The 14,159-nt window shown below is 69.0% G+C and carries 15 protein-coding genes and 1 tRNA gene; 6 read left to right on the forward strand and 10 right to left on the reverse strand.

Features of this window, described 5'->3' with window-relative positions:
- Positions 1-18 precede the first annotated feature (18 nt).
- Positions 19-1,164: a PucR family transcriptional regulator gene (locus BM417_RS33050; RefSeq protein WP_093602635.1), complete on the forward strand. Its 1,146-nt coding sequence runs from the start codon at positions 19-21 to the stop codon at positions 1,162-1,164.
- 40 nt (positions 1,165-1,204) lie between these two features.
- Here the strand turns inward: BM417_RS33050 and BM417_RS33055 are convergent, their stop codons facing one another.
- Complete coding sequence (locus BM417_RS33055) at positions 1,205-2,047, reverse strand: SGNH/GDSL hydrolase family protein (protein WP_177320722.1); 843 nt, start codon at positions 2,045-2,047, stop codon at positions 1,205-1,207.
- 117 nt (positions 2,048-2,164) lie between these two features.
- On the opposite strand from BM417_RS33055, the gene BM417_RS33060 reads away from it, so the two are divergent.
- From BM417_RS33060 to BM417_RS33080, 5 genes are all read left to right on the forward strand, one after another.
- Positions 2,165-2,905, forward strand: a complete 741-nt coding sequence (locus BM417_RS33060) for an inositol monophosphatase family protein (RefSeq protein WP_218164637.1) — start codon at positions 2,165-2,167, stop codon at positions 2,903-2,905.
- Positions 2,902-3,585 (forward strand): SDR family NAD(P)-dependent oxidoreductase, encoded by a 684-nt coding sequence (locus BM417_RS33065; protein ID WP_093602639.1) that lies wholly within the window; start codon positions 2,902-2,904, stop codon positions 3,583-3,585. The genes BM417_RS33060 and BM417_RS33065 overlap by 4 nt, the downstream gene beginning before the upstream one ends.
- 294 nt (positions 3,586-3,879) lie before the next feature.
- Positions 3,880-4,929, forward strand: a complete 1,050-nt coding sequence (locus BM417_RS33070) for a YncE family protein (RefSeq protein WP_143138893.1) — start codon at positions 3,880-3,882, stop codon at positions 4,927-4,929.
- 19 nt (positions 4,930-4,948) lie between these two features.
- Positions 4,949-6,316 carry a hypothetical protein gene (locus BM417_RS33075; RefSeq protein WP_093602643.1) on the forward strand — a complete coding sequence of 456 codons (1,368 nt, stop codon included), beginning with the start codon at positions 4,949-4,951 and terminating at the stop codon, positions 6,314-6,316.
- Between the two features lie 16 nt (positions 6,317-6,332).
- The gene (locus tag BM417_RS33080) at positions 6,333-7,193 is read left to right on the forward strand and encodes a tachylectin-related carbohydrate-binding protein (RefSeq protein WP_093602645.1); all 861 of its coding nucleotides are present in this window, start codon (positions 6,333-6,335) and stop codon (positions 7,191-7,193) included.
- A 220-nt stretch (positions 7,194-7,413) separates the two neighbouring features.
- Here the strand turns inward: BM417_RS33080 and BM417_RS33085 are convergent.
- The 9 genes from BM417_RS33085 to BM417_RS33120 all read right to left on the reverse strand — a co-directional run bounded on the left by BM417_RS33085 (position 7,414) and on the right by BM417_RS33120 (position 14,134).
- A tRNA-Leu gene (locus BM417_RS33085) sits at positions 7,414-7,490 on the reverse strand.
- A 118-nt stretch (positions 7,491-7,608) separates the two neighbouring features.
- On the reverse strand, positions 7,609-8,715 hold the full coding sequence (locus tag BM417_RS33090; protein WP_245822313.1) for a hypothetical protein: 1,107 nt from the start codon (positions 8,713-8,715) through the stop codon (positions 7,609-7,611).
- A complete protein-coding gene (locus BM417_RS49940) occupies positions 8,712-8,834 on the reverse strand; it encodes a hypothetical protein (protein WP_256238980.1) in 123 nt (40 codons plus the stop codon). The genes BM417_RS33090 and BM417_RS49940 overlap by 4 nt, the downstream gene beginning before the upstream one ends.
- Before the next feature lie 266 nt (positions 8,835-9,100).
- Positions 9,101-10,426 carry an NAD(P)/FAD-dependent oxidoreductase gene (locus BM417_RS33095; protein ID WP_093602649.1) on the reverse strand — a complete coding sequence of 442 codons (1,326 nt, stop codon included), beginning with the start codon at positions 10,424-10,426 and terminating at the stop codon, positions 9,101-9,103.
- A 142-nt stretch (positions 10,427-10,568) separates the two neighbouring features.
- Positions 10,569-11,030, reverse strand: coding sequence for a hypothetical protein (locus tag BM417_RS33100; protein WP_093602651.1), 462 nt, complete (start codon positions 11,028-11,030; stop codon positions 10,569-10,571).
- Entirely contained in the window at positions 11,024-12,253 is a 1,230-nt protein-coding gene (locus BM417_RS33105; protein WP_093602653.1) for a DUF58 domain-containing protein, read from the reverse strand. The genes BM417_RS33100 and BM417_RS33105 overlap by 7 nt, the downstream gene beginning before the upstream one ends.
- On the reverse strand, positions 12,250-13,191 hold the full coding sequence (locus tag BM417_RS33110) for an AAA family ATPase (protein WP_093602655.1): 942 nt from the start codon (positions 13,189-13,191) through the stop codon (positions 12,250-12,252). Before BM417_RS33110 ends, BM417_RS33105 begins: the two co-directional genes overlap by 4 nt.
- A complete protein-coding gene (locus BM417_RS33115; RefSeq protein WP_093602657.1) occupies positions 13,188-13,538 on the reverse strand; it encodes a hypothetical protein in 351 nt (116 codons plus the stop codon). Before BM417_RS33115 ends, BM417_RS33110 begins: the two co-directional genes overlap by 4 nt.
- Entirely contained in the window at positions 13,535-14,134 is a 600-nt protein-coding gene (locus BM417_RS33120; protein WP_093602659.1) for a DUF4129 domain-containing protein, read from the reverse strand. The genes BM417_RS33115 and BM417_RS33120 overlap by 4 nt, the downstream gene beginning before the upstream one ends.
- Positions 14,135-14,159 lie beyond the last annotated feature (25 nt).

Consider the following 14,159-nt stretch of genomic DNA (forward strand, 5'->3'; position numbering starts at 1 on the left):
ATCGGCCACAATCACCGGATGTCCTACGTGATCGGTGGCCGGCCGCTGGCAGATCGACTCGTCGCGGAGATGCCGTCGTTCGTGCGGCAGGTGATCGCGTCGCTGGTGCAGCGCGTGCCCGCGTACGCCCAGCTGCCCGCGGAGGAGCTCGACGGCGACATCTTCCGCGTCACCGAGCACGCCCTGCGCGGGTTCGCGGCCGTGCTCGCCACCGGCTCGTTGCCCTCGGCCGACGAACTGCGGTTCCTGCGCGAGTCGGCGGCGCGGCGGGCCGAGGAGGGCGTGCCGATCGACGTGGTGCTCACCGCCTACCACGTGGGCATCCAGGTCGTGTGGGAGACGCTGGTGCCCGAGGCGCGCCCGGAGGAGGTCTCGGACGTGCTCGCGCTCAACGCGTTGGCACTGCGGTACTTGCAGCTCGTGACGCCCGTGGTGAGCGCCGGGTACCTCGACGAGCGGCAGACGATGTTCGACGACGAACGCTCGGCGCGTGCCACGTTGCTCACCGGTCTGCTCTCCGGAACCGTTGAGGCGTCAGGACCGTACGTGGTGCTGGCGCTGCACATACCGCCGCATCCGGACGAGCTGCTGGACGGGGTGGACGCGGCGGTCGCCGGGCGGCGGAAGCTGCGCCGCCTGCGGACCGAGCTGGAGCGGCACAGCCGGGAGCCGGTGCTGTCGTCGCTCACGCCCGAGGGCGGCCTCGCGTTGCTGCCGGGTGAGGACCCGCCGCTGGAACGGATCGTCGCGGACGTGACCCGTTCGGCGGGGACACCGGTGACGGTGGCGGCGGTCGCGGCCTCACCCTCCGAGGTCGCGGCCGCCGCGGTCCTGGCGCGCGAGGTGCTGGCCGTCGCGGTGCGGTCGGGTCCCGGCCTCTACCGGCTCGCCGACGTGTTGCTGGAGTACCAGCTGTCCCGGCCGAGCGCGGCCCTGCGACCGTTGGCGTCGATCGTCGAGCCGCTGACCGAGGAACTCGTGCAGACGCTGGAGGTCTACCTGCGACGCGGGTCGCGGCGGCCGGCTGCTTCCGAGCTGCACGTGCATCCGAACACCGTGGACTACAGGTTGCGTCGAGTCGCGGAGTTGACCGGGCTGGACCCGACGCGGATCGAGCACGTCACGCTGCTCGCGGCGGCGCTGGCGGCGCGGAGGGCGCGCTGACGCAGGGGTACCCCCTGGCTGGGAACCCCTGCGTCACAACTTACGCAGCGGGTCCGACAAGATCAGTCGCCTTCGCCACCGCGGTGCCGAAGGCCTTCATGCCGGCCGCGTTCGGGTGCAGCGGCGCCGCGATCGTCGTCGGGATCAGGCCCTCCAGGTAGCGGTCCGCCGGCGCCGCGCAGATGTCGTGCCCGACCGTCACGGCCGCGAAGTCCACGAACGTCGCGCCGCGCTTGGCCGCCTCGGCCTTCGCGGTCGCGCTGATCCTGTTCATCACGCTCTGCAGGTAGTCGCCGTCGCGGCCCCAGACCGGCTGGCGCGGGTAGCAGCCACCGGGCCTGATGTAGGTGCCGTAGCCGGTGACCAGCAGCCTCGCGTTCGGCGAGCGGCGCTTGATCTCGTCCAGCGCGGCACCGAACTCCGGCGCCCACGCGTCGACGGCCTGGGCGAGCTGGTCGGTGCCGCCGGCGTTGTAGCGGTCGTGACAGGAGACGCCTACCGGTTCCGGCAGGAGGTTGACGCAGCTCAGCGCGGTCTGGAACAGGCCGATGTCGTTGGCGCCGATCGTCAGCGACACGAGGTCGGTGGTGGGCTTCAGCGCGTCGTACTGCGGCGCGACGAACCCGAACTGGCGGCCCCCGAAGTCGTCGGTCTTCGCACCGGAGCACGTGACGTCGGTGAGCCTCGCGCCGAGGACCTTGGCGGCGACCTGCGGGTAGTTCCGGTCACTGCGCAGGCACCACAGGGCCGGGTCCTGGTTCGGGATCAGCGGGCCGGCCGCCGCCGAGTCGCCCAGGGCCACGTAGTCGAGGGAGTCCGCCTGTGCGGTACTTGTTCCGGCGACCAACATCGCCACGACAGCCAACCCGGCCACGATTCGCATCCCGATCCTCCAACGTCGTTGTCAGGTCTGCTCATCGTGGTGGCTCAGGTCACTTGTGCGGGTGGGACGTTGCCCAGAGTCATCCGGTCGTGTTTGTGACCGATCACAATGGGCCTCGTGACTCCTGGGGAACTCCTCACGTTGGCCGCGCAGTCCTGCGTGGACGCCGCCAAACTGCTGCACGACGTCCGCGTCGACGTGTCGCCGAAGGGCACGTTCGACCAGGTCAGCACGGCCGATCTGGAGGTGGAGGCGTTCCTGCGGGCGGCCCTGGTCTCCGGTGCCCCCGGCTCGGCCGTGGTCGGCGAGGAGCTGGGCAGCTCGTCCGCCCCGCTCACCTGGTACGTCGACCCGATCGACGGCACGCGGAACTTCGTGCGCGGCATCCCGTTGTCGTGCATCTCGGTCGCGGCGGCCGTCGAGGGCACGCTGGTCGCGGGCTGCGTGCTCGACCCGTTCCGCGACGAGCTGTTCACGGCGGCCGTCGGCGTTCCGTTCCGCGTCCGCTCCAGCGGCCTCTCGATCCCGCCCGGCACGAGCCCGCGGCCGCTCGTGCTGACCGACATCCCGTTGCCCGGCAGCCCGCACCAGGGCGAGATGGAGCTCCTGAACGACCTTCTGGACGTCGCTGACGTGCGCCGCGTCTACTCGACGGCCCTGTCGCTCGCGTGGGTCGCGACGGGCAGGGCGGACGCGGCGGCGAACATCGGCATCCACCCGTGGGACGTCGCGGCGGGCGCGGTCCTGGTCCGCGAGGCGGGCGGGGAGTTCCGCGAGATCGGTTCGAACGGGTTCGTCGCCGGCCGGGGTGAGATCGTCGGCTGGCTGGCGCAACGAATGGAAGGCATCGTCTCGTGATCGATCTCAGCGGCAGGGTCGTGCTCGTCACCGGCACCGACGGCCCCATCGGCAACGGCATCGCTCTCCGGTTCGAGGCCGCAGGCGCCCAGGTCGTCCGTCACCGGGGCGTCGGGGACGGCGACCTGCGCACGTCGGCCAAGCGCGTGGTCGACGACGCCTTCGCCCGGCACGGCAGGTTGGACGCGGTGGTCAACAACGCCGGCGTCCAACCCGTGGAACCGTTGCCGGACATGACATCCGCGCAGTGGCAGTTCGTCGTGGACACCAACCTGACGGCCCCGTTCGCCGTCACCCAGGCCGCCGCCGCGCACCTCCCGGAAGGCGGCTCGGTCACGCACATCGCGTCGATCGAGGGCACGAGTCCGGCACCCGGCCACGCCCACTACGCGGCCTCGAAGGCCGGCCTGATCATGCACGCGCGAGCGGCGGCGCTGGAGTACGGATCGCGCGGCATCCGGGTCAACACGGTCTCGCCGGGCCTGATCACGCGCCCCGGCATCGAGGAGCAGTGGCCGGAGGGCGTTGCCCGGTGGCGTGCGGCGGCACCGCTCACCCGCCTCGGCACTCCCGAGGACGTCGGTGATGCGTGCGTGTTCCTGGCCAGCGACCTGGCTCGGTGGATCACCGGCCACGACCTCGTGGTCGATGGAGGAGTGACCGCCCGGCCGACCTGGTGACCCCGGTCACCACAACAGCATGTCGACATGACACTAAGTAATCACATGCGCGTTTTACACCAGTTCGTACAGGACCGACAGGGCACAAAGACCCCACCGGAAGTGTCCATCTATAGGCGATAAAAAACCTGGTCAGACGCGATAAGTAACTCAGCGCGCACGGTCCGTATCCATCGGCTATGAAATGTCTCAACTCGGTCACATGTCAAAATTTGCCTACCCAGAGTGATAACAGGCACGTCCTTCTCGTCGAAACCTCAACCAGTCGCACTGGACCAGAGGGGGACGGACGACATGACATCTGGGAACCGAGCAGTTTCCCGACGCACGCTCCTGACCGCCGCACTCGGCGGTGCCGCCGTGGGCGTCGTCGGCCACAGCCTGTTCGCCGGAGCCGCCAACGCGGCGCCCGCGGCCGGCCGCAAGAAACTCCTGATCGGCAGCGTGGATCCGCTCGGCAACGGGATCGTCCAGCTGACCGACCCGAGCCTGACCGGCGAGCAGACGATCGTCGCCGTCAACGGCCAGCCGAACGGGATCGTGGGCTCGCCCGACGGTCTGCGCGCTTACGTGGGGACGGTCTTCGGACCGGGACTGAGCGTCGTGGACGTGGACGGCGGCCGGGTGACCAGCGAGGTCGCGGTCGGCGGGTTCGTCAACGAACTCGTCGTCTCACCGGACGGCAAGACCGTCTACGTCGCGACCGGGTCCAGCGGCGCCGGGGGCTCCCGCGGACACGTGGCCGTGGTCGACACGGCGACCGGCAAGGTGCGCGCGCTGATCAACGCAGGTCTGCTGCCGCGCACGCTGGCGCTGACGCCGGACGGCACGCAGCTGTTCGTCGGGGACGAGCGAGCCAAGGGCATCACGATCATCGACACCGCGAAGAACGCCGTGTCGGGTTCGTTCAAGACCGAGAAGTCGCCGTTGCAGCTCGCCATCGACCCCAAGGGCAAGAGCCTGTACGTGGCGTCGTCGCGTGAGCTGATCACGTTCGACCTGCGCGGCGGGAAGTCCGGTTCGACCGAGCTCGAAGGCGTCCCCTGCGGTCTGGCGGTGCACCCGAACGGAACGTTCGCGGTGGTGAGCCTCTACACGGGCCGCGCCACCGACTCCCAGCTGGTGACGGTGAACATCAACTCCAACAAGGTCAGGACGAAGGAGGGCAACGGCAAGGCGAACGGTCCTCTGGCGATGAGCAAGGACGGTGCGCGCGCGTTCGTGCTGGACAAGAAGAACCGCAAGGTCATCTCAGCGGACACGGACTCCGGCAAGCCGGACAGCTCTCTGTCGACCCCCAACTCGAACACGCCGACCTCCGTCGCGTTCGTCGAAACCGCCTGAGCGCCGGAGGGAATCCACGATGCCCATCTCCATGTCCGTGAAGACCCTGGACTACACCCCGGCCTACCCGCCCTACCCGAGCCTCTGGATGGCCGGCTACGGCGGCGCGCCGCGCGGCAACCAGGGCCTGGTCGACCGCAGGCTGCGCGCCCAGTGCATCGTCATCGACGACGGCGCCGGGCCCAAGGTCATGCTCCGCGTCGACGTCGTCAGCATCCCGCGATACGTCCATCAGGCGATCAGGTCCGGCGTGACACCGATGGTGGACGACCACGACGGCAACTTCCTGATTATCTGCAGCCACACCCACTCCGGCCCGTTCATCGGCACCACACGGCCGAATCCCTACGTGATGATGAGCCTCACGCCCGCGGACGTCAGCGCGATCGAGGACACGACCAACGTCTTCATCGCGCAGATGATCGAGCTCGTGGAGCAGACCCTCGCGATGGCCCGCACGCAGGTCACGTTGTGGTACAAGGAAGGCAACGCGTCGATCGGCTACAACCGCGCCGGGGAGCCCAACGACCTCTCCACGGTCAACGCGCTGATCGCCCGCCGCACGAGCGACAACGGCCTGCACACCGTCCTCTTCGGATACGCCTGCCACGCCGTGGCACGGGGCAACGACAGGTACTTCTGCAGCGACTTCCCCGGTGCCGCCACCGACGTGATCAGCAACGCGCTCGGCGTGCAGGCACTGTTCTTCCAGGGCGCCGCCGGTGACCAGGAACCCAACGACCCGCATGGCCCCGGCCAGGTCACGAACCTCGGCACGATCCTCGGCAACGAGGTCGTGGCGATGGTGAACTCGGGCGGCTGGACCGCCGTCACCGGCCCGATCAGCACGTACTACGAGGAGCTCAGCCTCCCGCTCACCGTGGACCTCGGCGACCCGGCCGCGGTGATCCGCGCTCGCAACAGCTACAGCGACCGGCTCGACAACCTCCCCCCGAGCGACTTCGCCTACCGCCACGCCGAGGTCATGCTCGAGGAGATCGCGGGCGTGGGCCTTCCCCGTGTGTTCCCGATGCCCATCCAGCGCTGGAAGATGGGTGGCCTCAACATCTTCGCGATGTCGCACGAGGTTCTCTCGGAATACGCGGTGAAGTTGCGGAACCAGACCCCGGGCAAGCTGTGGGTGATGGCCTACGCCAACGAGACCGAGGGCTACGTGGCGGCCAACGGCATCCTGCAGGACGGCGGCGCGGTGCGCTGGGGTTACGAAGCCGGCTGGGTCGACAACCCCGATATCTCCGGCGAGGCCACGTGGACGACCTTCTACCCCTGGCCCGCACCACTGAAGTTCAGCCCGAGCGGCCCCGCCGCACCAGGGACGACCGAGCGCGTCGTCCTCGACGCCAGCACAGCCATGCTGAATCTCTGAGGGGTGGATCGAAGACATGCCAGGACCCAGCACCACACTGTCGGCCCGCTACGGCCTGACTCCGGTCTACCCGTGCGGCACGACCGGCGACCTCTTCCTGTTCGAGCACATGACACCGACCACCGGCACCTTCGCCTGGGGCCAGAGCTACCAGGTCGGCGCCGGCTGGCAGGGCCGGGTGCTCGCAGGCCCGAGCGGCTGGATGTTCAGCATCACCACCACCGGTGAGCTGAGACTGTTGCACTACAACGGAACCAACTGGGACGACCTCGACGGCAGCCAGTACCGCGTCCTCGGCCAGGGCTGGTCGTACACCGCGGCGAACACCCGCAACCGCATCTCGGTCGACGAGGACGGCGTCCTCTACACCCTCGACGCGGCCGGCAACCTCAAGGCGCACTACTTCAACTTCACCACCCAGCAGTGGGCGGTGCAGGGCGCACTGCTGGCCACGGGCCTGACCCAGTACAACGCGATCGTCGCAACGAGCCGTGGCGTGGTCTACGCGCGCAACGCGGCCGGCGCGATGTACCGCTACTACATCAACTTCTGGTCGGGCGCGACCGCGACGTGGTTCACGCCGGCCTCCCCCGTCACGACGGGGTGGCAGAACCTGAAGAACCTCAGCTCGGCCGGCGGCGAGGCGTTCTACGCCGTGAACCAGAACAACGGAAACCTGCTCTGGTACAGCTACAACCCGGTGACCAACGCGTGGAAGAACGCGAAGATCATCGGCAGCGGGTGGAGCAACGAGCAGGACGTCGTCGTGCAGTCCAACGCGTGCAGCCGGTTCCCCTGGGACACGGCGTGCAACTCGTTCGGGATGCAGGACGGCGGGGCCGTGATCACGCGGCTCAACCAGGTGAAGAAGAACTGACCTGACGCCGATGGCGTCGTGACCAAGACCACACCGTTGACGCGCCGCTCACTCGGCTCGGCGTCCACCTGAACGCTGACCAAGATCAACTTACGATTACTCTCCGCTCCCCTCCGGACACCGTTCGGAGGGGAGCGGAGCTCGTTCAGACGACCGCGAGACCACCGCCGAGAACGGCTGAAATGCCTGATCAGGCACCAGATCCTGGGGTGGATTCAGATGGTGCCCCCGACGGGATTCGAACCCGTACTGTGATCCTTTTAAGGGACCTGCCTCTACCGATTGGGCTACGGGGGCGCGGTGAGCCTAGGCCTTGATCGTCGGCTTGTGTGAGCGGATGGTCTTTTCTCGCCCGAGCGGCCCAGCGAATTGGACTAGAGCGAGCATCCGGCTAAGCGTCGAACGGACCCGAACATCAGCGTGCCCTCCCCGCTCCGAGCAGCTCCTTGAAGCGCAGCGCCACCCAGTCGTGCACGGCCGCGGAGACGCTGTTGTCGCCCGCCCTGTGTTCGAACCAGCGCCAGTCGCAGTTGACGTTGATCTCCAGGAACACGTGGTCACCACTGCCGGTCACCAGCAGGTCGAACGCCGCCACCTGGACGCGCCAGTGGCGGGCCAGGGCGAAGAGCCTGTCCGAGAGGGACGCGGGCACCGAGGTCGGCGTGACGCGGACCGCGTCGGGATCCACCCAGAGCTGGGCCGGGTCGAGTTTGTCGACCTGGTAGGCGATGCAGCGCTCGCCCACGACGAACACGCGCAGTTCGGTGTCCGAGGGGACGTACTCCTGGACGATCACCGGTGCGGGTTCGGGGGCGTCCGAGGCCCTGGAGGTTTCCAGGGGGCGCGGGAACAGGCCGTGTTGTACGCCTGGGCGTGGTTCCAGGAGGTGCCTGCCGGCCGTTTTGACGATGCAGGCGCCGCCGCCTGGACGCGTGCGGCCTGGACGCGTCGTCACGGCCGTGCGCGGTACACGCAAGCCGAACGCGCTGGCGTCGGAAAGCTGCGTGAGACGGTCCAGGTGCGTCGAGAAGCGTGATGGGTTCACGTGAGCCCAGTCGGAGCGTGAGGACAGCCAGTTGGCCACTGAGGCCCATTGGTCGACGGCGTAGGCGCCGGCCAGGGTTCCCGGCTCCACCGGGACTGCGGAGAGCTCGAAGTGGCGGCGCCAGACCAGCAGGGGGCGCAGGAGCCAGCGGTCGAGTTCGATCAGCGGCTGGTCGGTGTAGACCGACAAGGGGAGGTCGACGCAGCGGTCGGCGTCGATGCGGGCCATCCGGATGCCGCGCTCGGCCAGTGCGATGGAGAGTTCGTTCATCTCCATGTCGGCGGCGCGGGCCAGGACGAGCACGCAGGGTTGCGGGTTGCCGTCGCCCTCGTCGACCATGCCGAGGCGGTGGACCTGTTCCTGGAAGTCCAGACACTTGGGCGGGGAGCGGAAGAGATATTCCTGACCCTGGAGCAGAAGTGGTCTGGCAGCCTCGGACGGGGCACCTGGCACCCGTCCGTCAGCCGACCTGCTCAATCGTCCTTCTTGCTGCGGAAAACCTGCCCCGCCTGCGCGTACTCTGCGGCGTACTGCGCCAGCGCGGGGTCCTCGATCTCGCCACGACGAAGCTGTGCGGCCAGCTCCTCGAGAGACATCGGGATCACCTCTCTCCCCACATGGCGAATCACGCATTCAGGTGATGCACCAGCCGTAGTCTCCGAAACACGTAACGCAATGTCAAGGCGACCCTTGGAGCTTTACTCCGATTGGGCGCTTAAGTTCCGCCTGCGGTCCAGCGAAGTGCCCCGAACGAGGAGATCGTCCGGGGCACACGTCACTCACAGAGAGTGAACGTCAGTGTCACTCCCAGAAGCAGTCTCCTGAGGTTGTCGACACGAGAAGAGCGCTCGTGTCGACAACCTCAGGACTGCACTGCGCGATCGAAGTCCGACTTCGGGTCGTTGATCTGACCCAGCGCCACGATCTCGCGGCCGTAGAACAGCGCCTGCGTCCAGTCCATCAGCACGCGGAGCTTGCGGTTCACGGTCGGCATGAACGCGACGTGGTAGCTGCGGTGCATGAACCACGCCGGCACGCCCTTGAAGCGCAGGCCGAACACGTCCGCGACGCCCTTGTAGAGGCCGAGACCCGCGACCGAGCCGAGGTACTTGTGGAAGTAGTCCTTCGGCTTCTGGCCGCGCAGCGACGCGACGATGTTCTTCGACAGCAGCTTCGACTGACGGATGGCGTGCTGCGCGTTCGGCACGCACGTCGCCGTCGGGTCCTCCTCGGTGCGCGAGAGGTCCGGCACCGCGGAGCAGTCACCGGCGGCCCACACGCCTTCGAGGCCCTGGACCTGCATGGCGGCGGTGCACCGGACGCGGCCGCGCTCGTCGAGCGGGAGGTCCGTGTTGCGCAGCACCGGGTTCGCCTTCATGCCGGCGGTCCAGATGATCGTGTCCGAGTCGAACTCGGTGCCGTCGTCGAGGATGACGTGGCCGCCCTCGAGCGACTTCACGCGGGTGTCGAGGTAGATCTTCATGCCGCGCTTCTCCAGCGCCTCGACGGTCCACGCGCCGAGCTTGGCGGACACCTCGGGCATGATCCGCCCGGCGGCCTCGACCAGGACCCAGTTCATCTCTTCGGGCTTGATGCCCTCGTAGTACCGAAGCGCATACCGCGTCATGTCCTCGAGCTCGGCGAGCGTCTCGATGCCCGCGAAGCCACCACCGATGACGACGAAGCTGAGCAGCTTCTTGCGCAGTTCCGCGTTGTTCGTGCTCGCTGCCTGGTCCAGGCGCGACAGCACGTGGTTGCGGACGTAGATCGCCTCGCCGATCGTCTTCATGCCGATGCCGACCTCGGCCAGGCCGGGGATCGGAAGCGTGCGGGAGATCGCGCCCAGCGCGGAGACGAGCACGTCGTACTCGATCTCCTCGACGTGGCCGTCCGACAGCTCGGCGGTCACGATCTTGCGCGCGTGCTCGATCTTGGTGACGCGGCCGGTGACGACGTGGCAGCGCTTGAGCACCTTGCGCAGTGGAGCGACGACGTGGCGCGGCTCGATCGAGCCGGCCGCCGCCTCAGGCAGGAAGGGCTGGTAGGTCATGTGCGGCTGCGGGTCGATTACCGTCACGGACGCCTCACCGGAGCGCAGTTTCTTCTGCAGTCCGAGAGCCGTGTACATCCCGACGTACCCACCGCCGACAATGACAATCCGAGTGGGGTGCGACTTCACAGCAGCCATACACATATGGTCGCACCAGGACCCCCTTTTTCGCGCGTCCGAAGGGGCTGTTGTGACTACCGTCGCGCGGTGATGCCGGACACGATCGCGGCTGACCTGCGACTTGAGTCAAAGTTGAGGCGTTCTCCCTGAGAGGGACGATTCAGATCCTCAGCGCGACGACCCCGATCACGACCGTCAGAGCCCCCAGTCCGAGGACCTCCATGAGCCCGATGCCGGCACCCGATGGGACGAACGCGGCGAAGGCCGTGACGACAAATGTGATCACTTGGACAATGGCGAACCGGCGCGCTGGTGCTTTCAGCGCAGCGGGCTCGATTTTCGTTTTCACCGGAACGACCGCCGCGAGCGCGGACGTCACGTGAATGAGGTGCAGCGCCGGAATCATGATCAACACACCGAGCCGCAACGGGTGCCCGTCGGCGAACGCCATCGCCAGCGCCGCGTAGCCGATCAGCAGCGCCGCGCCCGCGCTTCCCGGCATGAGCACGGTGAGCACCGTCAGCGCCGTGACGATCAGCAACGGCGCGATCGACGAGGACTCCAGGTGCAGGATCACCGCCACGGGCACCGCGGCGAGCACGATCGCCAGACGCATCAGCATTCGCGCGTCACCGCCACCCCGTGCTCGGCCATGCGCCGTAGCCGCAGCCGGTGCTCGGCGGCGATCATCTCGGCCGCGACCTCACCCCAGGCCGTCTCCGGGTCGGGTTTCAGCTCCAACGGCAGCGTGTTGATCGCCAGCACCACGTGGCCGTGCTTGCGCGTCTGCACGGCCAGCTCCGCGATGTCGTCGTCGAGGAACGGCGACAGCAGCACGACCACACATCCGTGCGGGAGCTTGCGCAACGCCACGCGCGACGACCACCCGGCGGCCTGCACGCACACGACGAGCTGCGTGCGGATGCGCATCAGGTGCCGCCGCCCGACGCCGGAACGCACGTTGAGCTGCGGGCGCGACAGATCCATCAACGCCACCCGGTCGCCCTGCCGCAGGTAGCCCGCGGCCATCGACGCCGCCCGCCGCACCGCGCGGTCCAGGCTGCCGCCGGGACGCGTCGTCGCCCCGTAGTGCGGCGAGGCCCACTCCGCCACGTCCGCGCCGACGTCGGCACGGGTGTCGAGGGCCAGCACGATCTCCGCGTCGGCCTCGGCGTGCCGTTCGCGGACGTGCACGGTGCCGGTGCGGGTCGTGACGCGCCAGTCGATGCGCTTGAGCCTGTCCCCCGGCTGGAACGCCCTGATGTCGCGCAGCTCGGTCGAGTCGCCGGCGCGGGGCGAGCGGTGGATGCCGACCAGACCGGCGGGCCGGGGCGGCAGCGGACCGGCGGGGTGGTGCTCGACGGGCGGCAGGATCGTGCGGACGTGCTCGATGCCGACGATCGGCCCGTAGACGTGCATACCGTCCGGTCCGGCGAACAGGTGGTCGAGCCGCAGGTCGACGCCGGGACCCCACGCGTCGCGCCTGATCTCCACCGGCAGGTCGGGCGAGTGCGCCGGGACGGCCTTGACGACGCCGGGCAGCTTGACCACCGCGAGCTCGGCGTCGGCGCCGTCGAGGTGCGCGACGGTGTGCACGACACCGGCGCCCGCCCCGCGCGGCACCGGACGGACGCTGACCGTGGGCGTGCCTTTCGGTTTGGTCGTGAGCAGCACGGACAGGATCAGCGGCACGCCGAACAGCACCAGCTCGACCTGGTGCAGGAACATCCCGCCGACGACGAGCCCCACGCCCAGCCAGACGGCGCGCGAGTACGCGTCGGTCGGATGCCAGTGCGCGCCGTGCGACTGGGCGAACGCCTCCCGGATCTTGTCCGCTCTGCTCATGAGCTGGGCGGGCCCGGAACCTTGCCGAGCAGCTCGGTGACGACCTGCACGCCGTTCACGCCGGACGTCCACGTCTCGGGCTTCATCACGAGCCGATGCGCCAGCACGGCGACCGCGCACTCCTTGATGTCCTCGGGCGTCACGTACGCGCGATCGTCCAAAATGGCCAGTGCGCGGGCGACGAGCACGAGCGCTTGCGCGCCTCGCGGCGAGGCCCCGACCTCGACGGACGGATGCTTGCGGGTGGACACGGCCAGATCGACGCAGTACCGCAGGAGATCGTCGTCCACTGTGGTCTTCTCCAGCTCGGCCTGGAGCTCGGCGAGCCGGCCCTGGGCCAGCACCGGCGGCACCTCGGCCTCCTCCCGCTGCCGCGCGATCCGCCGCCGCAGGACCTCGACCTCCTCCTCGGCGGGCGGATAGCCGATGTCGAGCCGCACCAGGAACCGGTCGAGCTGCGCCTCGGGCAACGGGTAGGTGCCCTCGTACTCGACGGGGTTCGAGGTCGCGAGCACGTGAAACGGCTTCGGCAACGGGAACGTGCGCCCCTCGACCGTGACCTGCCGCTCCTGCATGGCTTCCAGCAGCGCGGACTGCGTCTTGGGCGGCGTGCGGTTGATCTCGTCGGCGAGCAGCAGACCGGCGAACACAGGCCCCTGGTGGAACTCGAACTCGCGGCTGCCGGGGTCGTAGAGGAACGACCCGGTGACGTCCGCGGGCAGCAGGTCCGGCGTGCACTGCAGGCGGCGGAAGTCGAGGCTGAGCGCCTGCGCGAGCGACCGCGCGATCAACGTCTTGCCGAGGCCCGGCACGTCCTCCAGCAGCACGTGCCCGCCGGCCAGCACGGCCGCGAGCGCGAGCCGCAGCGTGCGGGTGCGCCCGACGACGACCTTGCCGATCTCGTCGAGGACCGCCTCGGCCTCGTGTGCGATGGTCACTCGACCCTCCTGAGCCTTTCCGCGAGTTGCTTCGGGTCGGGCATCTCGGACGCCTCGATCCCCAGTCGTGCGAGCCGGGCGCGGAACCGTTCCTGGTAGCGCCTCGGCTCCTCCGCCGCCTCGGCCAGCCGGCTCGCGAGCGTGCTGGCGTGCGCGCTGCTGATCGAACCGGGCGGCGGCGGCGCCGAACTCCAGACGATGTCGGTGGCCCGCGGCAACCTGGTGACCAGCACGCCGAACGCGGTCGGCGGCACCGCCAGCGCCGCGGCCCACGCCGGTGAGGCGCCGAGCCACCAGATCACCACGCCGATGATCACCCCGATCACCAGTGCCAGCGCGGTTCTCATGCGAGCTCCCGGACGATGCGGCTCAACTCTTGTTGCGCCTGTTGAGCTTGCGCGGCCGTCACGGCCTCGTGCCCGAACCGCGCGCGTTGGTAGAGATCCTTGAGCACGACCGCGTCCACGCCGAGCTTCTCGGTGAACTCGGTGGGCGTCTGGTGCGGCTGCCGGGGTTCCGCGGCTTCGAGCGCGAGCCAGGCGGCGATCACGGCGTCCCGCGGCGGCCGGTTCGGATGCTCGGTGAACTCCTGCAACGCCTTCTCGACGCGCCGCACGACCGCAGACTCCCCGACCTCGCCGCTCTCGACCTCCACGCCCCGCACGCCTCTGGGACGGCGCCACCGGGGCAGCTCGAACGCGAGGATGATCCCGACCAGTCCGAACAGGACCAGCCCGGCGAGCAGCACCAGGTACACGGTGAGCGGCACGGCGAGCGCGTCCGGCAACTCGGTCGGTAGCGGAACGTCCAGCTGCGGCGCGCGGTCCTGCGGCGGCGGGCGGTCGTCGAGGCGGTTGACGAACGTGACCGGCGACGTGCCGCCGGCCGCGACGACGACGATCAGCAACGCCGCCACCGCCACCCCGGCCCGCCACCACTTCATGCCGGACAGCCTTACACGCACCAGC

The sequence above is a fragment of the Lentzea waywayandensis genome, from assembly GCF_900115955.1.
Taxonomy (GTDB): Bacteria; Actinomycetota; Actinomycetes; order Mycobacteriales; family Pseudonocardiaceae; genus Lentzea; species Lentzea waywayandensis.